Below are 22,002 nucleotides of genomic sequence, written 5' to 3'. Positions count from 1 at the left end.
CCGAGCGGATGATTCGCCTGGCGTAGCGAGTCGCTGCGGGGACTGTGATCTGGAGGGATACATGAAGATTATCGATCTCAAGTGTGCAGTTATCGGACAGAGTCCCGTCGTTCGCATCGTTACGGACGAGGGTATTTCCGGTTACGGCCAGATCGAAACCACGAAGCCGTACCTGAAGCCCCAGGTGCTCTTCTATAAGGATTTCATCCTCGGAGAGGATCCGACCGATGTCGAGCGCGTCATGCTCAAGATTCGGCGGCTCGGGGCATTCAAGCCCTGGGGGAGCGCTGTCAGCGCCATCGAGATGGCCTTGTGGGATATCGCAGGCAAGGCCGCTGGTCTGCCCGTTTATAAGCTCCTCGGCGGCAAGGTGCGAGACCGCGTACGCGTCTACAACGGCGGAGTCCGCTTCCCCTTCAACGGCTATGAGCCGCAAGATTTCGCTGAAAACATGGCCAAGATGAAGGCCGCCCCTGAGGGTTTCACGATTATCAAGCAGGCAATCGGCTATCACGGCCCGATGCTCGGCCATCTCCCGGATGCGATGTACGGCGAATTTCGCACAGGCACGCGGTACCCAAATCGAGGACCGTTGACAGAGCGCGGGCTTAAGCACCTGGTCGCTTGCGTGGAAGCGATGAAAGAAGTCCTGGGCGATGAAGTGGGGCTGGCTCTCGACTGCGGGCCAGGATGGACGGTGCCGGACGCGATCCGCTTCGCCCAAGCGGTCGAACCGCTAGGCATTCTGTGGCTAGAGGACTTGATCACCGGCGACTATACCCCCTACGTGCTGGCAGACCTCTACCGTGAGGTCACCACGCGCACGACGACACCCACCCACACCGGAGAACAGATCTATCTCCGGCAGAACTTCGTCGATCTCGTTGAAAAGCGGGCGGTGCGCGTCCTGGGGCCGGATCCCGCCGATGTCGGTGGAATCGCTGAACTGAAGTGGATTGCCGAGTACGCTGACCTCCACGGCATCCTCTTCGCGCCACACGGCATCTTCGACGGTCTCATCGGGCTTGCGGCGCTGGTTCAGGTAGCGGCTACTCTACCGGACAATTTCATCGCGTTCGAGTATCCAGTGGCTCGTCCCGAATGGTGGTACGATATCGTCACCGGGTTGCCTTCTCCGATTGTTCGTGACGGCTTTATCGAGGTCTGGGATCGTCCCGGTCTCGGTGTCGATTTCAACGTCGAGGCGGCACGCGCATATCTTTCGGAGGAAGATCGGGACTTCTTCGACTGAGCCCGTGTGTCTCCGCTGGCGGCGCGAGTAAACGAGGAGACAGGTACGATGGACGTCCGTGACATCGAACGCCCAGATCCAGCTCTGATCGCAGCGCTTCAGCAGATTAGCAGCGCGACAGCGACAGGCGTGTTGAACCGGCTCGGGATCCGCGATTCGCACCTGCGCGGCCTTACCTGCTGGTCACCAGGGGCAAAAGTCGTCGGGCCAGCGCTCACGCTCCAGTTCATGCCCAAGCGTGAGGACATGTACGGCTTGGAAGAGTACTCCGATCCAGAGCGCCAGCTCCATCGGCACGTCCTCTACCGTGCCCAGCCAGGCGACGTGGTGGTCGTCGATGCGCGCGGCCACCTGGGCAGTGGCGTCTTCGGCGAGATGATGCTCACGTATTTCAAGGCCAAGGGCGGCATCGGCGTCGTCATCGACGGCTGCATCCGCGACTATCCGAAGGTCAAGGAACTCGGCCTCGGTCTCTGGTTGCGCGGGGTCACCCCGAACTTCCACACCCAGACCGATATCGTCCCGTTCGCGGTCAATGTGCCGATCGCCTGCGGCGACCGGCTGGTGATGCCTGGGGACATCATCATCGCCGATGACGACGGCGCGGTCGTGGTTCCGGTCGCGCTCGCCCCGAAAGTGGTCGAGGAGGCCACCGCACATGCGGAGTGGGAGGAGTTCTCCCGCCAGATGCTCGCTGCCGGGGGTGACCTCCGGAAGTACTACCCGCTCACCGAGGAGGCACGCCTCGAGTACGAGGAGTGGCGAAAGACGCGTGGCGCCTGACGAAGGCGGTCACGCACCGGCCGGAGCGCCGTTTCACGATCCTGGAGCCGGTGTTGCTCGCCACCACGGCACCACGAGACCCTCTACAAGGGTTCACCCTACCCGTCGGCCCGGCGGGTATGGCGTCTAGAAGCCGTGTCGCTGGAGGAACCCGTGCACCGCACGGTTCCAGCCCACCGGATTCTCGATGGCGGCCGCATGGTGCGTCTCCGGCAGAATCACGAATTCGCTGTTCGCGTACTGGAGGTGCCACTCGTACGCGAGCTCGATCGTCTTCTGTGGCTCGTTCGCCCCGACGATCACGAGGGTCGGTAGCGAGAGCCGGCGCAATTCCGGGAAGCGATGACGCAGATCCCACCCAGCCAGTACCTGCAGCGACTTCACCCGCCCCTCTGGACTTCGGCCCAGCGCCCGGTCGAGCGTCGCCCAGAACCGCCCCTCGGCCGTCTCAGGGAACCCCGGCCGGATCGTCGGCGGGCCTTGCTCCTCCCAGGCGAAGGAGCGAGGTTGGTAGACGACGGCGGGCTCGCCCCGCAGCGCGAGGTCGATCTGCTCCTCCAGCCACTCCCGCGCGAGCGGCCAAAGGTACGGCACAGTGTGTCCGATGACCAATGCGAACGCTCGCTCGGGGTAGTCCAGCCCGAACTGCGCCGTGACCACACCGCCGAGCGAGTTGCCACCGACGATCGCGCGGTCGATCCCCAGCCCGTCCATCAGCCGGCGGATATCGGCCGCCAGATCGGCCGCCGTCCAGGGCCCGGGCGGGTCGTCGGAGCGCCCGGTGCCCCGCCGGTCGAAGACGATGACCTCGTAGAACTGCGAGAAATAGGGAACCTGGTAGACCATCCACGCGGTGTGATGGTGAGCGTGGAGGATCAGGGGTACCCCTTCCCCAGTCCGCTCGTAGAACAACCGGATGCCGTCGACCTCGACGTAGGGCACGGTACGCTCCTTCCAGTACCCCGCCACGCGACGAGACGACCCGAGAGTCGAGCCGCCGGGCGTCTATCGTACCGCGGGCAAAGGCGCGGTCGCGCGCGATCTCGGCCGGTGTCACCAGTGCAGCGGTATGCCCAGCCCAGACTGCCGGCAGCGCGATTCGGCTGGGATCGACGGCTGGCCGCGTTCCGCGTATCAAGCCACCGGCGGGATTTCGGTATGATGCGGGGAGTGGAGTGGCTAGGCGTGAGGCACGAGCCGGAAGGGAGCGGGGCATGGCGATCGATGTGCTGATCCGAGGCGGCCGGGTCGTCGACGGGACTGGAAATCCTTGGTTTTACGGCGATGTGGCGATCGAGGGCGACCGGATCGTCGCCGTGTCCCCACCGGGGCGGATCTCGACGGAGTACGCCGGCACGATCGTTGACGCCAGCGGGCGCGTCGTGTGCCCCGGCTTCATCGACATCCAGAGCCACTCCATCATTCCCTTGATGCTCGACGGCAGATGCCTCTCCAAGATCACGCAGGGTGTCACCACTGAGATCATGGGCGAGGGCTGGACGCCAGCACCGTTCGGCGGCCTGATCGACTCGCCGATGGCGGGCGCCTTCTTCGCCGATCGGATGCCCGAGTGGGAGGAGCGAGCACGCGGCTGGCGTCGCTTCCGAGACTGGCTCGAGGCGATGGTCGAGCGTGGCGTCTCGCCCAATATCGGCTCCTTCCTGGCCGGGGGGACGCTCCGGCAGTACGCCAAGGGCATGGCGATGGGCCCGGCGACGCCCGAGGAGCTGGACACGATGCGCCGGGTAATGGCCGAGGCGATGGAAGACGGGGCCTTCGGGGTCAGCTATGCGCTGATCTACCCGCCCGACGCGTTCGCGACGACCGAGGAGATCATCGAGGTCTGTCGCGTGGTCGCTCGTTATGGGGGTGTCTACATCACCCATATGCGCTCCGAGGCTGATCGCCTCTTCGAGGCGCTAGAGGAGACCTTCCGCATCGGGCGCGAGGCCGAGCTGCCCGTCGAGATCTACCACCTGAAGGCCGCTGGCATGAGCAACTGGGGAAAGATGCCTGAAGCCATCGAGCGTATCGACGCAGCTCGGGCCAGTGGCCTGGACGTCACCGCCGACATGTACCCGTACACCGCAGCCGGCACGGGGCTGGCCTCGGTTCTCCCACCGTGGGTCGCGGCCGACGGCAAGTTCTTCGATAACCTGCGCGACCCAGCCATGCGCGAGCGGATCCGCCAGGAAGTCCTGAACCCCTCGGGCGACTGGGAGGCGCTGGCTTCAGAGGCCGGCCCGGAAGGGGTCATGCCGGTCGGGATGGAACACCCGGAGCTGAAGTCGTACGTGGGAAAGCGGCTCTCCGAGATCGCCGAGCTACGTGGCCAGCACTGGCTCGACACCGTGTTCGACCTGTTACTGACCGAGGGGCGAAACATCTTCACGATCTACTTCGTGATGAGCGAAGACAACCTGCGCCTGCAGCTCCGGCAACCGTGGATCAAGGTCTCGACGGACGCTGGAGGAGTCGATCCTGCCTGGGCCGCCGAGCGCGGGCCGGTTCACCCCCGAGCGTACGGCACATACACCCGCGTACTCGGCAAGTACGTGCGGGAAGAGCGTGTCCTCACGCTCGAGGATGCCGTGCGGAAGATGAGCTCGGCGGTCGCCGACCGCCTGGGACTGCGAGACCGCGGGTTGCTCCGGCCCGGCTACTTCGCCGACGTCGTCGTCTTCGATCCAACGACGGTGGCTGACCGCTCCACCTTCACCGACCCGCATGAGCTCTCGGTCGGGATCGAGCACGTCTTCGTCAATGGAGTGCAGGTGATCGCTGGCGGCCAGCACACCGGGGCCATGCCCGGCCGGATCGTCGACGGCCCGGGGCGACGCTAGCGACCGCTTCCGCGGCCCGAGGGCACTCCCCATCGCCGCGGGTTACTGGCTGAACGGAGGGAGGACACGCAGTGCAGGCGCTTCAGTTCATCCAGAGCGTTCCGCGCTATGCGCTGACGAAAGCGCTCGGAAGAGTCGCCCGCTCGATCTACTGGAGCGACCTCGCCTGCCTCCAGCTCCGCGACGTGCCCGAGCCGAGGCTGCCGACGCCGGAATGGGTGCGGATCGCTACACGCTACGGTGGCATCTGTGGCAGCGACCTGGGCACCATCCTGCTCCACGCCAGCACGGCCGCTTCGGCGGTCACCTCGTTCCCGTTCACCCTCGGGCACGAGAACGTGGGCATCATCGCTGAGGTGGGCAACGCCGTCGATGGGATCGAGGTCGGCCAGCGCGTGGTCGTCAACCCGCTGCTCGGCTGCGTCACCCGCGGCTTCCGCGACCTGTGCCCGAACTGCGCGCGCGGCGAGCCGAACCTGTGCCTGCGGTTCCACCAGGGGACGGTCTCCGCCGGCACCATGATCGGCTTCTGCCGCGACACCGGTGGGAGCTGGAGCCCGAGCTTCGTCGCCCACCGCTCGCAGGTGATCCCGGTGCCGGCCACGCTCTCGGACGAAGAGGCGGTACTGGCCGAGCCGTTCGGGGTGGCACTGCACGCCGTCCTGCGCAACCGGCCGGGCGACGAACAGACGGTGCTGGTGATCGGCGCCGGGGTGATCGGCCTGCTGACCGTGGCGGCGATCCGGGCGACCGGGTCGAAGGCGCGGGTGATCGTCACCGCCCGCTATCCGTTCCAGGCCGAGGCTGCGGCTCGGTTCGGGGCCGATGTGGTGCTGCGCGCCCGCCGCGGGGCCGAACTCTACCGGCAGGTAGCCCAGCTTACCGGTGCCGAGGTGCTCAAGCCGGTGATCGGCCGGCCACTGGTGCAGGGCGGCGCCGACATCGTGTTCGACTGCGTGGGCAGCGGCCGCACGATCGACGACGCGCTGCGGCTGGCGCGGGCCGGCGGCCGGGTGGTGCTGGTCGGGCTGGCCAGCACGCCGAGCGGGGTGGACTGGACACCGGTATGGCTGCACGAGGTCGAGATCCGAGGGGCTGTGGCCTACGCGGTCGAGGAGTTCTGTGGTGAGCAGGTCGACGCAGTGCGGCTAGCCGTTCGCCTGATGGCACAGAAGGTGGTCGATCTGAAGCCGCTGGTGACCCACCGGTTCGCGCTAGCCGACTACCGGCAGGCATTGGAGACCGTGACCAGCAAGGGCTCCTCGGGGGTGATCAAGGCCGTCTTCGCCTTCGAGCCAGCCGTTCACGTCACGTCGTAACGGCGACGAGTGATGTCTTCTCGGCGAGGCGCTGCGTGAATCTATGCAGGCAGAGCCTGATGACTGGCGAGTCCGGCTAGTACCCCGGCAGTTGGCGGTTATCTCCAGGTTTTCCGGGTGCGGATCAGCGACTGTTCGGCGCGTCCCGACGCATCGGCCTAGTGTCTGAGCGGTGCGCTGGAGGAAAAATTCACCATAGCAGCGGTCAGTTCCCGTGCGGGAAGGTAACCCGAATCCTCAGCCAGCATAACGTATTGTCGCTGACCGGTTCTGGCAAGGCCGCCCAGTTCCCTTGTAGCACGATGAAAGAAGAGTCGGCAGGAATTATCGTCCCGGCGAAAGCTAGAGTATTATTGGGCCAGCACCGCTTTCGTTTCAACCAGAAGGGTCCGCCATGATCGACTCGGAAAGTCGACAACGGCTCCGGCAGGAGATCATCGAGCGCATGGCGAGTGATCGCGCACTGCTCGACAGCCTTCGCGACGAAATTCGGCCGCTTGTAAATCAGATGCGCCGTATTCAACCCCGGTCAACGACCGCTGTTTCCCTCGTGGCTACAGACGGAGGCAATATACACCTCCGGTTCGATCCCTTCCTGGTGCAACTTGTGCGCGTAGTCGACTCGAGCAATAACGAGTACTGCCTGGAGGTTGTCACACCGACAACTGATGTAAGAGCCCTTGCCCGGCGACAATTCGACGAGAACGGTGCTCCGGTAACGGCTCTCGGCCGACTCATGCATTATCTCGGTCAGAGTGAGCTCTATGAGCTGAGCCCCATGATCCCACGCTCGACTTCGGATGGTCATCCGGTCTCACGCGTCTGGATCCAGGTTTACCGCGAGCTTGTCGAATGGGCAATTCTCTTCACGTTGGTACGCGAATACCACTTCGCCACCGATACGCTTATCGTGTTCGATGGGCTGCTCCGAAGCAAGATTTTCAGTCGTGATCTCTTTGCTCGCGTGCGTCAAGGTTTATGGGAAGGCATTCAAGAACAATTTAGGCGGCATCACCGTCGAATTTACCTGGTGGGATTAGCCAAGCACAGCAAGGTTCTCGATCGTTATCGCCTTGCGATGGCCCTCGAGGGTGTACTAACCTGCCCCTATCCAGCTTACGTCGAAGTACCTCGGGAGATTGAAGAGAAGGCATATGTTTGGACAGAATATGCCAGGGGTGATGATCGCGATGTCACAGGAGAGATTAATAAGTACGTGGCTGGAAATATGTTTCTAGTCAAGTTTGGTCCCGGACCACGAGATCCTATCTGGCCGGTCGATATCTTCAGCCAACAGCGCAGTGAAGCACAAACGATCCTTGGTTGCCTTTTAGCAGACGCAATCGAGGGCTTTCCTATACCCTATTACCCGCGCTGTCTCCAGCGCGCCCATGAGAACGCGGCACTCGTGGACTTTGATCTCGACATCCTGCAGGATGAAGTTTTCGAGGGGATTCGACAAGCCCTCGAGTGTGAAGCGCCCGTCCTGGACATCTTCCGTCTACAGACAGTCGACCCGGCGACCAGGCGCTACTGAGGGGGGTGTAGAGATGCCGACCTTCAAGCTCTTCCCGGACGACCAAATTGTCGGTGTCTTCATCGGCTTTCGCGAGGGCGGCATGGAGTTCCATGCAGATCTCGTCTTGCCGTATCGGAGCGAGTTCCAGAGCGTGCCGATGCATGGTCAGTTTGTTCTGGTTCAACTCGAGACTCCCGAGGAGGCAGTGCTCGGACGAATCACAGCCTTCGAGCCAGCGGGCAAACTTGCCCAAGGCGCAGGAGAAGAGTTTACGTTGCGAGCACTTCGCGAGAGACGCCCCGTACCGGAGGATTTGCGACAGGACTACCTAAAGTACCGCGTGAACATTCGAGTGCTCGGAGTACTGCGCGCCCGGGATGAAGAGCTCCTGTTCGTGCCATCACATCGCCGCCTACCGCATCTCGGCAGCCCGGTCGCTTTCGCCTCTCCCCCCGTCTTACAGGAGATCGCAGGGCATAACGATCCAGGAGCAGTGATCGGTCATCTCGCACTCGGTGAGTACATCTATGCCGAAGGCAGCGAACTTCTCCAACCGCAAGCCTGGATGCAGGTCAAGTCGCCGGAGGTTCAGATCAGATTTCCGGTCGAGAATCTCGTTTCGCGACGCTCATTTGTTTTCGCGCGCGCCGGGTTCGGAAAGTCGAACTTGATAAAACTGCTCTTTAGCGAATTATACAGAAATACGCCGACAGTACTCAAGCGAGGTGGACGTCAAGTTCCTGTAGGCACAATCATCTTCGATCCAGATGGCGAATACTTTTGGCCCGATGACAAGGGACGTCCAGGGCTGTGCGACGTGCCCTGGCTTGAAGACAAGCTTGTAGTCTTCACTTCTCGCCGGGCGCCCAGTGCGTTCTACGGGTCCTTCGTCGCGGGCAGCACTAAACTCGACATTCGCACACTCAGGCCGCGTGACGTAATTCGAATCGCGCTCCCAGCAGATCGCCAGGAGCAGCAGAACGTTCGCAAGCTTGCAGCGCTCAACGACCACAACTGGCGGGAACTGGTCAATTTGATCCACGATCACGGATACCAGGCAGAGTTAGGAAGAATACAGGAACTTCTGGGCCTCGAGAGTAGCCAAGAAGCCGAAGCGCTTGCGGCACGATCTAACATGGCAACCATCGTGAACATGATCCACGACCCGCACAGCCAGTTGATGGAGCTGTTGCTGCACGCGCTGAAGGCGGGAAAGCTTTGCGTCGTGGACGTCTCGCAGATGAGCGGTGGCCAGGCACTCATTCTGTCTGGATTGATCCTTCGATATATCTTCGACCACAACCAAGAGCACTTTACAGCAGCGAATCCAGAGACGATTCCAGTTATTGCCGTGGTGGAGGAAGCACAGGCCGTTCTCGATGAGCGAAAGTCAGGCACCGAACCCTATATCACGTGGGTCAAGGAGGGAAGAAAGTACGACCTAGGTGCGCTGATGGTGACCCAGCAGCCAGGCAGCATTCCGAAGGAGATTTTGAGCCAGGGCGATAACTGGTTCATTTTCCACCTTCTGTCACGTGCCGATCTGGCAGCACTCAACGCTGCCAATGCCCATTTCAGCGAGGACTTACTGAGCGCTCTGCTCAACGAGCCCATCGTAGGGCAGGGAGTTTTCTGGTCGTCGGTTTCAGGGCATCGAAGTTATCCGGTACCGATACGCGCACTCTCCTTCGAAAAGCTGACACCGTTGCGCGATCCCGAGTACTGCGAAGCTGCTGCCGATACCTATGCGATGAAACTTCGGCGGGAGGCCGAGGAACGCATCTTGCGAGCTGCACACCAGGCAGGCGTGATCTCGAGCAATGGAGACGGGTACGCCGGTCATACAGGTGTCGAGACTACTCGCGTCGAAACTATCGCTTCTACCAGCCAGAATCCCGGCTCGGAAGTAGCAGCCACCTCGACGGAGTCGATAGACGAACCGGTTACCGAGCTCGATCCGATGCATGTATACGAACTTCTCGCGGTGAAAGCGGTGCGGGACAATGAGGATATCAGGAAGGAACTCGAGTCACGGGGTATGCCGTGGGGACGACTCCAGGCGGTGATCCGAGATTCGCTTCCAAAAGATATTCTCGATCGTGACGAACTCGCTTATAAGCTGGTGCCTACTGTCCTTAACCGACTCTATGGCCCAGAACGCGCGGGGGGCTGGCACACCACCAGAGACGGCAATCGTACCTGGATCAGGTGCGGACCAAGAGGAGAGACAACGTGACTCTTTGGGTAGCTGTTTCGAATGACAGATCGGCAATGCCTACATGTAGCAGACTCAACGCAATCTGTCCGTATTTCACCATGTTCCCGCTGGAATTCCCTCTCAGCATCCTCCGCTCCTATGCTTCCCCAGGTGAATGGGTTCTGGATCCCTTTTGTGGGCGCGGAACGACTGTCTTCGCCGCTCGTCTGTGCGGGCTTCCGGCCGTAGGGATCGATAGCCATCCCGTCGCTGCAGCGATAGCCCAGGCCAAGCTGCTGGATGTCTCTCCACAGGCAATCGTCGACGAGCTGCTCGCAATTCTCGAGAGCGCACCACCACCGGATTCGGTTCCTGAAGGGAACTTCTGGGAACTCGCGTTCCATCCAGATGTGCTCTTCGAGCTATGTCGGTTACGCGAGGAACTGTTGCGCAATTGCACGACCCCGGAGCGCCAAGCCTTACGAGCCGTGATCTTGGGCGCGCTCCACGGTCCACGAGCGAAATGCCGGCCAACCTATCTGTCTAACCAGGCCCCACGTACATACGCACCAAAACCAGCCTACGCCGTGCGTTTCTGGCGTGCTCGTGACCTTCAGCCCGAGAGGGTCGACCTGGTCGACATCGTAGCGACTCGGGCGCAGCGTTATTACGCCTCCGCTCTGCCGCCAGCGCGGGGATGGATTATCGAAGCCGACAGCCGTAATCCAGCCACTTTCGCGCAGCTCTCCGGTATCCGCTTCAAGTGGATCGTGACTTCTCCACCGTACTACGGTATGCGAACCTATCGCCCAGACCAGTGGCTCCGGCTCTGGTTCCTCGGGGGTCCAGCATGGCCCGACTACAGCCAGAACGGCCAAATCTCCCACAGCAGCGCGGAGACGTTCGCCCGCGATTTGCGCGGTGTCTGGAGTCTTGTAGCCAGTGTGGCTGACACAAATGCGCGGATGATCATTCGCTTCGGTCGTATTCACGACCGCCGTGTCGACCCGCTACACCTCCTAGAGCGATCGTTGGTGAATACGGGATGGGAAATCGAAGCGATCCGGTCCGCGGGCTCAGCGGCTCGCGGAAAGCGCCAGGCGATGCACTTTACGACGACACGCGATCCACTCGAGGAGCATGACGTGTGGGTGAGGCTGAGGCTATAAAACCTCAGCCTCACCCAGGAATTCCATCACGCCATGCGCTTGATCCAGGCTTCTTCTGGCATGAGCGCCTCGTGGCCGGCGGGCCGGATCTTGCGGTAGACCTGCTCTGGCCGCAGCCGGCGCCCGTCCACGCTGAGCAGGAAGTCCACCGGGATATCAAAGAGACGCTCGTTCTCCTCGAGGTAAGGCCGGATCAACGCCCAGTCCTCCGCCGTCAGCGCAGCGAACTCGCCGCCGTTGAGCTGGCTCTCGTCGAGGAGGCCCCGCGGGTCACGCACGTAGATCGCTCCGCCAGAGGCCAGGGAGAAGAGGTTGCCACCGGGATACGGCGTGTCGAGCTCGTGCAGCCGGCCGTCCTCGTCGAAGGCCACCCCGTTGAGGATCGCGAAGCCACCGCCCTCCAGCGGATCGCCGGCCATGAACGACTCGGCGAGATAGTCCAGGCAGGTGCCGTTGATCACGACGCGCGGCCGGCCGACCGCATTGATCAGCGGCCGCCCGGCAGCATTCCCGAGGATGAAGGCGCGACCACCCTTGGCGGCGTAGCCGAACGTCTGGCCGACATCGCCGTAGACGATCAATGTGCCGTCCTTCATGATCTGGGCGAGCTGGTCTTGGGCGCTGCCATGCACCACGATCTCGGCACCGTCCAGTCCGGAGGCGAGGTAATCACCGGAGGAACCGTAGACGTCGACCCGTACGCCGTGCGAGTTCGGCCCTAGCCCGCAGCCGAGGAAGCGCTGGCCACGGACGTTCGCCACGATGATGCTGCGGAAGCTGCGCTCGTAGGCAGCCACGAGGGCGCGTGCCAGCGAGTGTTCCCCCTCCGAGGGAAAGCCGCGGGCATCGATCACCAGGATGGTGCGCTCATCGAATGGCGACGGCAGCGGGCTCTCCCAGCCCATCCAGGCATACCCCGGCGTCGGCCGGCGCCGGATCTGATCGACTATGACGGCCAGTCTCCGATCGGCCAGCGCCAGGACGCAGCTTCGCTTCATGGCTCCGGTCGGGTAGCGGCGGTCGACGAGCAGCGTCAGGGCTGCGATGGCCCGCGCGCGGTCCTCGTCGTTCCCGGCAGCGAGGCGCTCCAGCGACGCCAGAAGCCCAGCGACCTCGCCGTAGTCCCAGGCGGGCAGCCGCTCCCGCAGTTGAGCGAACAGCTCCTCGGGGGACACGTCCAAGTCGATGCCGGGCGGAGCGCCATTCTGGACGACGGCCGGCGCGCTCGGCCAACCGCTGAGCGGCCGCTTGCGCGGGTCCGGGGCGATGCGGCGTCCGAACTTGTCGGTGCAGGTGGGCGTTGCGCCGGTGCTCCCGTCGAACTGCACGGTGAAGATGAACGCGCCGCCATCCGTGTGGCTGCCGCCGCGGGCGTTCCAGTACAGGTCGGCCCTGGGCCAGACACGCGGGTCGTCCTGCGCGATGCTCTCCAGCGCGGCATCGATCGCCTGCTTCTCCGAGGCGGCAAAGCCGATCGAGCGTTCTCCCTGCTGGAGGGCGAAGACCTGCGGCCGCAGCATCGAGGTGTCGGTGATCCCGATCAACCGGCAGGCCCGGCTCGCTGGGACCGACTGGGCGATCAGGAAGAACCAGGGGCCGTCGGGCGAGCCGTGTATGTGGACGGTCTGGAGCATCCCGTAGACGCGCTGCTTCTCTGGTGGCAACAGGGTGAAGTCGCGCTCGGTCGTGGGGGCCATCGCCTCGATCAGGTACTCCAGCGGATACCCGTAAGTCCGGTGGAGAAGGTCGAAGACCAGCACGGCCACTTCCGTGTCGGTTAAGAACAGGGGATAGATGTTGCGCTGGGCGAGGTAGGCGCAGATGGACGCGTAGTTGGCGAAGTCCCCGTTGTGGACGAGCGCGTCGTGCATCCCGAGGAACGGGTGCGCGCCGCCCGGGTGCCAGACCTTCCCTTTGGTCGGGTAGCGGTGGTGCCCGATCCAGACGTGGGCGTGCAGCTCCTCCAGCCGGTAGTAGCGCACCACGTCGTCGCCGTGGCCGACCAGCTTGAGGATCAGCAGGTTCTTCCCGTGTGAGAGGACGAATGCGCGCTTCTCGCCGCTCGCGGCATACCAGGCGCGATTGAGCCGGTACGTGTTCTGGTAGACGATCTCGTCCTCCGCCGCCTCGGCGTGCCGCTCCGGGATGCCGTGCGCGCGCATGAAGGCCGCGCGAACCTCGGGGCGAACACGGGCGAAGTAGCAGACCACCTCCGGCGGGGGAACCTCCAAGCCGGGTAAGGTGTGGAAATCCGGCAACGCGCGGAGCCGGTGGACGTGATCGACGATGAAGACCGGCTCGATGAACCCAGCTTCCACCTCGGGGCGAACCGAGCGGTCGAGGTAAGCGACGGCCAGCAGGTAGTCATTCTGCAGCAGACGAGGCGAGACCCCGAAGAAGGCTGGATCGAGCCCGGCGGCAGCGATCCCGCCACCCTTGCCGTTACCGCGGTTGCGCATCTGGATGAGTGCCTGCAGGAGATGCTTCCCGGCCAGCGGCTGGCTCGAGGCGATGCCGATGACGCCGCAGCCCCCCTCGGCTTCAGCCTTGCGCAGTGGCACCTTCTGCCCGGCGACGAGCGGCCGGCGCGAGGCGAGCAGGCACTCAGCCAGCCTAACCTGATCCGATGGAGTCTGCCTGCTCATCGGGATCTCCCGGCTTGCGATAGACCAGCAGGTCGGCGCGGCCTCGGAGCTCGCGCACGCTGCGTAGCCCGAGACGCCGAAGGATGTCACGGAGCTGCGCCTGGAAGGAGGCGTAGAGCCGGCTGAGCCGCTCGGCGCCCCAGTCGGGGTCGACGAGCTGCGACAGCTCTGGGTCGGTCGTGGTCAAGCCGAAGGGGCAGCCGCGCCCGCGCTCGCAGTTCCCGCAGCGCGTGCAGCCGAGCGCCACCAGCTCGGTCGTGCCGAGCACGCAGCCGTCGGCGCCCAGCGCGATCGCCTTGGCGATGTCGTTGGCCGTGCGGATACCGCCACTGGCCATGATGACCACTTCGTCGCGGATCCCCTCCTGCGCGAGGAAGCGATGGACTCGCGGCAGCGCGAGTTCGATCGGCATGGCGATGTTCTTCTTGGCGATCTCCGGCGCCGCCCCGGTGCCGCCATAGCCCCCATCGATGTGGATGATGTGGGCCCCGGCGTAGTAGCTCCCGACGGCCACCATGTCGATATCGGTCGGCGTCGACACTTTGACCGAGACCAGCGCGTCGGGGTTGATCGTCCGCACCCAATCGATGTGCTTCTTGTGATCTTCAACTGAATAGACGCTGTGGAACGGGAAAGGCGAGAAGAGGCTGACCCAGGGCACGCTCTCCCGCATCCTGGCGACCGCGACAGTGGCCTTATCACCCAGGAGATGTCCCCCCAAGCCGGGTTTCGCCCCCTGCGCGTACTTGAACTCCACGATCGGCGCCCACTGGATCGTCTCCTCGCGCACGCCGAACATCCCGGTCGCGATCTGGGTGATCACGTGGTCGCGGTAGGGAACGAGCGACTCCGGATAGCCGCCCTCGCCGGTCGAGGTAAAGGTGCGCCACTCCCTCGCCGCCTTGGCTCGAGCGAGCATGATCTGCTCGCTGACCGAGCCGAAGGACATCCCGCCACCGTACCAGGGGATCGGAATCTCGATGGCCCGGTCGCCCGGTCGGCGATTCAGCGGGATGACCGTATCAACCGGCTCGCTCGCCGCAAGCTGCTGCTCAGGCGGCAAGAAGCGGAAGTCGAGCGCGTCGAACCCACCCCCTGACCGGCCGACCCGGTACTCCAGGCCATTCGCCGGTGGGCGACCAGTCTCAGCTTGGAACCAAGTGGCCAGGATCAACTCGGCGGGCCAGCGATCGTCGCCCATTGCCGGCGGCAGCCCGAAGTCGAGCGTGGGCCAGCGCTGATAGCCCTGGTGTAGGGCCTCCTCATGCTTACGGATAATCGACTGCTCGGACGCCCTACGCGTCAGCACAGTAGCCAGCCACCTCCGCGAAGGCCTCGCGCTCCAGCTCGGCCTGCCACATGCAGCGACCCAGTTCACCGCGCAGGCGCCGCACCTCGCGCAGTCCCATCGCGCCGAGCACCTCGAGCAACTGGTCTCGCCAGGAGGCGGCCAGGTTCTTGAGCCGCTGGACGCCCCAAGCCGGCTCGAGCCGCGGGAAGGAGACGAGCGCGGTCTCCGGATCCCGGCACTCACCGGCGAAGCGGGCCTGCAGCGCCACCCAGAGCGCCGTGTCGAGCGCGACGGCATCGAGGCCGCAGATGATCGCCTTCGGCACATGCTCGGCCATCACGATCCCACCGCTCCCGATCAGCGTGACCTCCTCGCGCACGCCGGCATCCACCAGTCGCTGGTGTGCTTGCCGGATCAAGTCCATAACGAATCGACCGTTGCGACGGCCGTGGTAGTCCGCCGTCAGGTGCACGACCCTGGCACCCTGCCGCAGCAGCTCCAGAACATCGCTCTCCATCGGCACGCGGGCGCAGTGGATGCTCTCGGGAAGGCGGCGCCGCAGCTCGGCGACGCGCTCCCGATCCCAGCCCTCGAGCGCGATCATGCGGGGCAGCCAGTTCAACTGTCCGAGCCAGCGCCAGGTCTCCTCCCCCACGACGGGGACGACGGATGGCCCAGCCAGCTCGAACCGGATGGCCAGATCGATTGGCACCATCGCCAGAGTGTCGATCTCTCGCGCGGCCCGTGTCAGGATCTCCAGGAGGCGGCGCGACCGGGCACTCGGCGGCGGACGATCGAACAGGAACGGCACCTGAAGGGTGATGACCTTCGGCAGAGTCCCGACCGGCTGACCCTGCTCGTCGAACGCGAGCAGCGCCGGCTTCTCGCCGATGTCCACTGCCGTCGAGATGAACTCCCGGCCATGGATGCCATCCCGAGTGGGCCTGACGATCTCCGACATGTCCGTCCACATGCCATCCCAGCCGGCTCCGCCGAAGGGCCCTCGGTAGCCGGCTCCGCGTACAGGAACGTGGCCGGTGCGGGCCTCGTAGAGCAGCGTGTCGACACATGCGGGCCCGAGGTAGGAGTCCCCGAGCCGCTCCCGCTCCGGATTCGGGTAGATCTGGACGACCTCTGGATACTGGACGGTGCAGCGCAGGCACCCGACGCAGAGCTCCTCCTTGGGAGCGAGACCGCCGATCGGCCGGGAGAACACCCCGTAGACGCACGGACGGCTCAACACCACTGGCAGGTTCGCCCGGTAGTGGATGAGCTCCTTGAGGACGAGACTGATTAATCGATGCTTCTTGACCTCGACCCGGAAGCGAGGAGGGAGGCGCACCAGATCCGGCGCCGGGCGAATCTCAATACGGTAGCGGCGGTAGCGAGGCTGTCTATCGGCGACCACTGCTGACCCCCGGACGGTTGGCGTACGATGGGTGCGCGCACGAATCGACGATGCTGGTCAGAGTCACCCGCCTGGATCGCGGGGCTCGGTGAGCCGGAAGAGCGTCTCGCCTCAGGCGGGCACCGCCCTGTACCGCTTCAGTGCTGGCCGCTTGCCGCTCCCTCGCGTCTCGATGCGCGTCCTCGCGCTGGCTGTCACGACAATCCGATGACATAAGGATACGGAGGAGCGATCGTCCTCGTCAATGCACGGCGAGGTCACCGGATGGCCCAGAAACGAGCAGAGAAGGGGAGACGAGCGCTCTCGGCATCCGATCGAAAGGGACTCGCCGGTGATGTGATACGATAGTCGACCGAGGTGCAGTGGTTGGTGGGGGACCGTGACCGGCAGTGAAGCGCCTCCTCTTCGCCCTCCTGCTGGTGGGAACAGCCACCGTGCAGGTTACCCTCTTGCCAAAAGCAAATCCCCTCGAGGTTGGCCCAGATCTGGTACTCGGGCTGGTGCTGGTCTCCAGCAGCCTGGGCGGCGTCGCCGCCGGCATGATCTGGGCCGCCCTCGCCGGGTTCGCTCTCGATTTCCTGACGCTGGAGCCACTCGGCTCGCACGGACTGGGGCTACTGCTGGTGGCAGTTATCGGTGGCCTGGCACGCCGCCGGCTGTTTCGGAGCGATCTGGTCAGCCCAATGGGGCTGGTCATACTGGCCACGCTCGCTAGCCACCTCGTCGCGGTAGCCCTGCAGTGGGCACTCGGTACCAGACCGCCGATCGACGTGGTGTTACGCGTGGCCGGGCTGACTGCACTGCTGAACGTCGCGGTCGTACCGCTGGTCTACGGTGCGATCGTCGCGCTGGAGAGGTCGGGGATGCGCCGTGCGCCGTCGCGGTAAGCGAATGGAACTCGCTCCGCCGCACGAGCGACGGCGGGGCCGGATCGAGGATCCTCAGGAGAGCGGTGAGCGACGCCTGACGCGCCGCGCCTTTCTGCTCCGCGGGCTGATGCTCGGCGGGTTCGGTGCCGTCATCGGCAAGCTCTGGCAAATGCAGGTTCGTGACACCCAGCAGTACCAGGTCCAGGCCGAGGGAAACATCATCCGCTTCGAGCCGCTCCGCGCCCCACGCGGTTTGATCGTCGACCGACATGGAGCCGTCCTGGCACAGAACCGGCGGAGCTGGTCGGTCGCGGTGATCCCCGGGCAGTTGCCCGACGATGAGACGCGCCGCGCAGCCATCCGCGCGCAGCTCATCGAGGCACTCGGGCTGGACGATGTGCTGGTGGTCCGCCGCTCGGCACTGCCGCGAGGGGCGGAGCGCGAGGTCCTGGACGAGCTGGCCGCGGCGCTGGGCGCGGAGCCCGCAAGCCTCGTCGCCACCGTGTTCGACCCTGGTGAGGGGCCGCTCGCTCTCATTCGGGAACGTCTCAGCCCGGAGGAGGCCAGCCGGCTACGCGAGCTAGCCAAGCGGCTGCCAGGAGTCCACGTGCTCAACCGCTACGACTACTTGCTACAACTGCACGCCGGTTCGGCCGAGCCAGTAGTGTTGAAGCAGGACGTCCCTCATGATCTGGCACTGGCGCTGGCGGCCAACGAGCTGTACTTGCAAGGGGTGCGTGTAAGCGACGACACGCTGGTGCGCCAGTATCCCGCTGGCCCTGAATTCGCGCACATCCTCGGTTACGTCGGCCCGATCTCCGAGGAGGAGTTCGAGGAGGCCGGTGGGTATGACCCGCGTAACCCGTACTTGCCCGATGACTACGTCGGGCGTGGCGGGGTCGAGCAGGCGATGGAAGACATGCTGCGCGGCCAGCGCGGCGGACGCTGGATCCAGACCGACGCGCGCGGCGTCGAGATCGCGGAGCTGCGCCACCGGCGGCGAGAGCCGCGACCCGGCTACACAGTCGAGCTGACGATCGATGCCGAGCTGCAACGCGCGGTGACGCAGGCGCTGCGCGAGGGGATCGACCAGGCGAACCGGGCAGCACTCCAGGAAGGCCGTGAGCCGGTCGGCTCCGGCGTCGCCATCGTGCTTGATCCGCGCAACGGTGAGCTGCTGGCGCTAGTGAGTTTGCCGACTTACGATAACCAGCGCTTCGCCGAGGGGATCACCCAGGCTGAATACGAGGCCTACTTGAACGACCCATTCACCCCGCTGGTGAACTTCGCGATCAGCGGCACGTTCCCTCCTGGATCGACGATCAAGCCCATCCTTTCCTGCGCTGGCCTGCAAGAGGGAGTCATCGACAGCGGGACGACGTTCCTCTGCCGCGGACAGATCCGCGTGCCGACCGTCTTCGACGAGCAGGGAGGCAACATCTACGTCTGCTGGCTGGCCAGCGGGCACGGGCCGGTGACCGTCGAGGACGCGATCACCCACTCATGCAACGTCTTCTTCTACAATGTGGGGGCGCCCGGTCAAGTCCCGGAGGGCGACGACGAGCCGCTGCATTACTATCTCCCAGGAGACCCCACGCCGCACTACTTCGCCGGGCTGGGCATCGAGCGCATCGAGCGCTATCTGCGCCAGGAATTCGGCTTTGGACAGCCGACCGGCATCGAGCTGGCCGGCGAGGCAGCCGGCGTGGTTCCGAACCCACTGTGGCTGTTCCAGACGTTGCGAGAGTACTGGTCGGTCGGTGATACTATAAACGTCTCAATCGGCCAGGGGCATCTGGCGTGCACGCCACTGCAGCTCGCCTGCGCATTGGCCGCCATCGCGAATAGCGGATCCTACTACCGGCCGCGGCTAGTGCGGGCGCTGCGCGACTCATCTGGGAGCGTGATACGCGAGTTCGCCCCTGAGCGCGTCCGGCAGCTCGGCATCGAGCCGCAGCACATCGAGCTGGTGCGCCGAGCGATGCGCCGGGTGGTCACGGACGGGACGGCGAAGGGAAAGTTCATCCGCACGGGGGACGCTATCCCGATTGCCGGCAAGACTGGGACAGCGGAGTATGGCCAGGCCGTCGATGGGCGGTACGAGAAGAAGCACGCCTGGTTTGCGGCGTTTGCTCCGTTCGATGCGCCGGAGGTGCTGGTACTGGTCTTGATCCGTGACGGAGGCGAAGGATCGACCTTCGCCGTGCCAGTCGCCGACGCGATCCTGGCGACCTACTTCGGCCGCTCGGGATAGGCGACCAGGCTCGGCCCCAGGCGACCTCACAGGTCGGTCGAAGAAGGCAAGGGGTAGATGGCATGGTCGAGAAGCGCCGCGAGGTCGGTCAGGTTCGGGTACGAGGAACGCAGGATGGGCTCGTGCTCCAACTCCCGGCGGGCGTACCGCTCCCGATGCTGCTGAGCCAGGTGCGCAGCAGCATCGACGGCGCGCGGGATTTCTTCCGCGACGGCGAGTTGATCGTCGACTACGGCGGGCGGGAGCCGAATCTCGAAGAGATTGTGGCGCTGCAGCATCTGTTGAGCGACCGCGGCGTGCGGCTGCGGGCGGTAACCTCGAGCGTGCCGGAGCATCGGGAGCTACTGCGCTCCTGGGGGTTTCATCCGCTCCGCCTGGTGGATCGCGAGGACGGACCTTCGCCGGTTCGGCCGCTACCGTCACCCGGAGGCGTTCCGGCCGAGGGGGAGCATCTCGCGCTCTATGTCCGGCGGACGCTCCGCTCCGGCATGTCGATCTCGAGCGATGGCGACCTCGTGATCGTCGGAGACGTCAACCCCGGCGCCGAGGTCTACGCTGCCGGCGACGTCCTGGTGTGGGGCGTGCTGCGCGGGACGGTTCACGCCGGCATGCATGGGAATCATGATGCAATGATCGCGGCGTTGCGGCTGATGCCGACGCAGCTTCGCATCGGCTCGCTGGTTGCCCGGGCGCCCGACTCCGGGCGAGCGCTCTTGGAACAGCCAGCCCTGGCACGAGTACTCGACGGCTCCATCGTCGTGGAGCCGTGGCGGACAGATCGGAGACACTGATGGGATGGAAAAGCTAGTGGAGGGAAGCACTGGCCAAGGGAGGGATACGGTGGAGCAACAACAGGAGGTCAACGGGCGAGTCATCACCATCACCTCAGGCAAGGGCGGAGTCGGCAAGACCACGACCACTGCCAACCTCGGAGCAGCCTTAGCGGCCCGCGGGCGGTCGGTCGTGCTGCTCGACGCCGACATCGGCCTGCGCAACCTGGACATCGTCCTGGGCCTGGAGAACCGCATCGTCTACGACATCGTGGACGTGGTGGAGGGGCGGTGCCGCCTGCGCCAGGCGATGATCCGGGACAAGCGCCTGAACAACCTGTACCTGATCCCCGCCGCGCAGACGCGCGACAAGGAGGCGGTCTCTCCCCAGCAGATGCGCGCGCTCTGCGAGGAGCTACGCCGGCAGTTCGACTTCATCCTGATCGATTCGCCGGCCGGGATCGAGCAGGGGTTCCGTAACGCCATCGCCGGCGCCGACGAGGTGATCGTGGTCACCAATCCAGAGGTGTCGTCGGTGCGCGACGCTGATCGGATCGTCGGGCTGGTCGAGGCGGCAGAACTCCCGGTACCCCGGCTGATCGTCAACCGGATCGATCCGGAGCTCGTCCGGCGCGGCGACATGATGTCGGTCGAAGACGTTACCGAGATCCTCTCCATCCCGTTGATCGGCCTCGTGCCGGACGACGAGACCATCATCACCGCGACGAACCGCGGTGAGCCGGTGGCGCTGGATCCTCTCTCGCGCGCCGGGCAGGCGTTCCGCGATATCGCGGCCCGGCTGCTGGGCGAGGATGTCCCGCTCATGGTGCTGGAGGCGCCGGATGGCGCGTTGCGGCGTCTGCTCCGTGCGCTCGGTTTCGGAGGGAGCCGGCAGGGGCAGGCAGTGCGTGGGGGAGGAGCAGGGTAAATGGGGATTCTCGATAGCTTGTTCGGGCGCCGGAACGCGTACCGTCCGCAGGGGAGCGCGCAGGTCGCCAAGCAGCGCCTGGTAGAAGTACTGGTTTACGACCACGTGAAACTGACGCCCGATGTGATGGAGGCGATCAGGGACGATATCTGCCGGATCCTCTCACGCCACCTGGACGTGGACGTCGATCGCCTGGAAATCAACATCTTGCGCACCGAGCGCGGCGACCGGCTCGTCGCCAACGTGCCGGTGCGGCGCGGCGGCACCGGTGCCAGGGCGCGGAGATAGCGTGGACGTCCTCGCACCACCGATCACGATTCTCGGTATCCACCACGTCGGGATCGTCGTGGCCGATCTAGCCGCGGCAACGGAGACCTACCGGCGCCTCGGCTTTCGCCTGCTCGACCTGATCGAAATGCCCGAGCAAGGCGTCCGCCTTGCCGCCTTCGCCGCCGGCGACGACTATCTGGAGCTCCTGACCCCGCTAGACCCGGAGAGCGGCGTGGCCCGCTTCCTGGCCGCTCGTGGAGACGGCGTCCACCACGTCGCCTACGCCGTGACTGATCTGGCTGCGGCGCTGCGGCGGCTCGAATCGGCCGGCTTCGAGCTTGTCGACCGCGAGCCCCGCACTGGCCTGCACGGCTGGCGGGTGGCGTTCATTCATCCCCGTTCCTGCAATGGAGTCTTGACCGAACTGGTCGAGGTCGCCCCGGCCTCAGAAGCGCAGTAGGGCGACATCGAGCCGTCCGAGGAGC

General features: G+C 64.7%; 17 protein-coding genes. 13 read left to right on the top strand and 4 right to left on the bottom strand.

The window, feature by feature from the left end; all coding sequences use genetic code 11:
* The first annotated feature begins 61 nt into the window (after positions 1 to 61).
* Both NET02_RS07245 and NET02_RS07240 read left to right on the top strand, forming a co-directional pair.
* Positions 62 to 1,252: a mandelate racemase/muconate lactonizing enzyme family protein gene (locus NET02_RS07245; protein WP_284056716.1), complete on the top strand. Its 1,191-nt coding sequence runs from the start codon at positions 62 to 64 to the stop codon at positions 1,250 to 1,252.
* 48 nt (positions 1,253 to 1,300) lie between these two features.
* Positions 1,301 to 2,035, top strand: a complete 735-nt coding sequence (locus NET02_RS07240; RefSeq protein ID WP_284056715.1) for a ribonuclease activity regulator RraA — start codon at positions 1,301 to 1,303, stop codon at positions 2,033 to 2,035.
* A gap of 126 nt (positions 2,036 to 2,161) precedes the next feature.
* Here NET02_RS07240 and NET02_RS07235 read toward each other — a convergent pair whose 3' ends face one another.
* Complete coding sequence (locus tag NET02_RS07235; RefSeq protein WP_284056714.1) at positions 2,162 to 2,977, bottom strand: alpha/beta fold hydrolase; 816 nt, start codon at positions 2,975 to 2,977, stop codon at positions 2,162 to 2,164.
* 272 nt (positions 2,978 to 3,249) lie between these two features.
* Between NET02_RS07235 and NET02_RS07230 the strand changes: the two genes are divergently transcribed.
* From NET02_RS07230 to NET02_RS16565, 5 genes are all read left to right on the top strand, one after another.
* Positions 3,250 to 4,878, top strand: a complete 1,629-nt coding sequence (locus NET02_RS07230; RefSeq protein WP_284056713.1) for an N-acyl-D-amino-acid deacylase family protein — start codon at positions 3,250 to 3,252, stop codon at positions 4,876 to 4,878.
* Between the two features lie 71 nt (positions 4,879 to 4,949).
* Entirely contained in the window at positions 4,950 to 6,197 is a 1,248-nt protein-coding gene (locus tag NET02_RS07225; RefSeq protein WP_284056712.1) for a zinc-dependent alcohol dehydrogenase, read from the top strand.
* Positions 6,198 to 6,591: 394 nt separating this feature from the next.
* Positions 6,592 to 7,734 carry a hypothetical protein gene (locus NET02_RS07220; protein WP_284056711.1) on the top strand — a complete coding sequence of 381 codons (1,143 nt, stop codon included), beginning with the start codon at positions 6,592 to 6,594 and terminating at the stop codon, positions 7,732 to 7,734.
* Positions 7,735 to 7,747: 13 nt separating this feature from the next.
* Positions 7,748 to 9,952 carry an ATP-binding protein gene (locus tag NET02_RS07215; RefSeq protein WP_284056710.1) on the top strand — a complete coding sequence of 735 codons (2,205 nt, stop codon included), beginning with the start codon at positions 7,748 to 7,750 and terminating at the stop codon, positions 9,950 to 9,952.
* Between the two features lie 35 nt (positions 9,953 to 9,987).
* Positions 9,988 to 11,082 (top strand): DNA methyltransferase, encoded by a 1,095-nt coding sequence (locus tag NET02_RS16565; protein ID WP_347711020.1) that lies wholly within the window; start codon positions 9,988 to 9,990, stop codon positions 11,080 to 11,082.
* A 26-nt stretch (positions 11,083 to 11,108) separates the two neighbouring features.
* On the opposite strand, the gene NET02_RS07210 is transcribed toward NET02_RS16565, so the two are convergent.
* The 3 genes from NET02_RS07210 to NET02_RS07200 are packed head-to-tail and all read right to left on the bottom strand — an operon-like array spanning position 11,109 to position 16,426.
* A complete protein-coding gene (locus NET02_RS07210) occupies positions 11,109 to 13,727 on the bottom strand; it encodes a GltB/FmdC/FwdC-like GXGXG domain-containing protein (RefSeq protein ID WP_284056709.1) in 2,619 nt (872 codons plus the stop codon).
* Positions 13,696 to 15,036: an FMN-binding glutamate synthase family protein gene (locus tag NET02_RS07205; protein WP_284056708.1), complete on the bottom strand. Its 1,341-nt coding sequence runs from the start codon at positions 15,034 to 15,036 to the stop codon at positions 13,696 to 13,698. Before NET02_RS07205 ends, NET02_RS07210 begins: the two co-directional genes overlap by 32 nt.
* The gene (locus NET02_RS07200; protein ID WP_284056707.1) at positions 15,023 to 16,426 is read right to left on the bottom strand and encodes a glutamate synthase-related protein; all 1,404 of its coding nucleotides are present in this window, start codon (positions 16,424 to 16,426) and stop codon (positions 15,023 to 15,025) included. The genes NET02_RS07205 and NET02_RS07200 overlap by 14 nt, the downstream gene beginning before the upstream one ends.
* Positions 16,427 to 16,815: 389 nt before the next feature.
* Here NET02_RS07200 and mreD point away from each other — a divergent pair, with 389 nt between their 5' ends.
* The 6 genes from mreD (at position 16,816) to mce (ending at position 21,977) form a co-directional block, all read left to right on the top strand.
* Complete coding sequence (gene mreD, locus NET02_RS07195; protein WP_284056706.1) at positions 16,816 to 17,313, top strand: rod shape-determining protein MreD; 498 nt, start codon at positions 16,816 to 16,818, stop codon at positions 17,311 to 17,313.
* On the top strand, positions 17,297 to 19,549 hold the full coding sequence (mrdA, locus tag NET02_RS07190) for a penicillin-binding protein 2 (protein ID WP_284056705.1): 2,253 nt from the start codon (positions 17,297 to 17,299) through the stop codon (positions 19,547 to 19,549). Before mreD ends, mrdA begins: the two co-directional genes overlap by 17 nt.
* Before the next feature lie 62 nt (positions 19,550 to 19,611).
* The gene (gene minC / locus NET02_RS07185; protein ID WP_284056704.1) at positions 19,612 to 20,340 is read left to right on the top strand and encodes a septum site-determining protein MinC; all 729 of its coding nucleotides are present in this window, start codon (positions 19,612 to 19,614) and stop codon (positions 20,338 to 20,340) included.
* A gap of 49 nt (positions 20,341 to 20,389) precedes the next feature.
* Entirely contained in the window at positions 20,390 to 21,247 is an 858-nt protein-coding gene (gene minD, locus NET02_RS07180; RefSeq protein ID WP_284056703.1) for a septum site-determining protein MinD, read from the top strand.
* Positions 21,248 to 21,535: a cell division topological specificity factor MinE gene (locus NET02_RS07175; protein WP_284056702.1), complete on the top strand. Its 288-nt coding sequence runs from the start codon at positions 21,248 to 21,250 to the stop codon at positions 21,533 to 21,535.
* Position 21,536: 1 nt separating this feature from the next.
* The gene (mce, locus tag NET02_RS07170; protein WP_284056701.1) at positions 21,537 to 21,977 is read left to right on the top strand and encodes a methylmalonyl-CoA epimerase; all 441 of its coding nucleotides are present in this window, start codon (positions 21,537 to 21,539) and stop codon (positions 21,975 to 21,977) included.
* Positions 21,978 to 22,002: the final 25 nt, after the last annotated feature.

The sequence above is a fragment of the Thermalbibacter longus genome (assembly GCF_023806485.1).
GTDB lineage: Bacteria > Chloroflexota > Chloroflexia > Thermomicrobiales > Thermomicrobiaceae > Thermalbibacter > Thermalbibacter longus.
The sequence above is the reverse complement of the archived record's forward strand: the minus strand, read 5'-3'. Positions and strand labels throughout refer to the sequence as shown.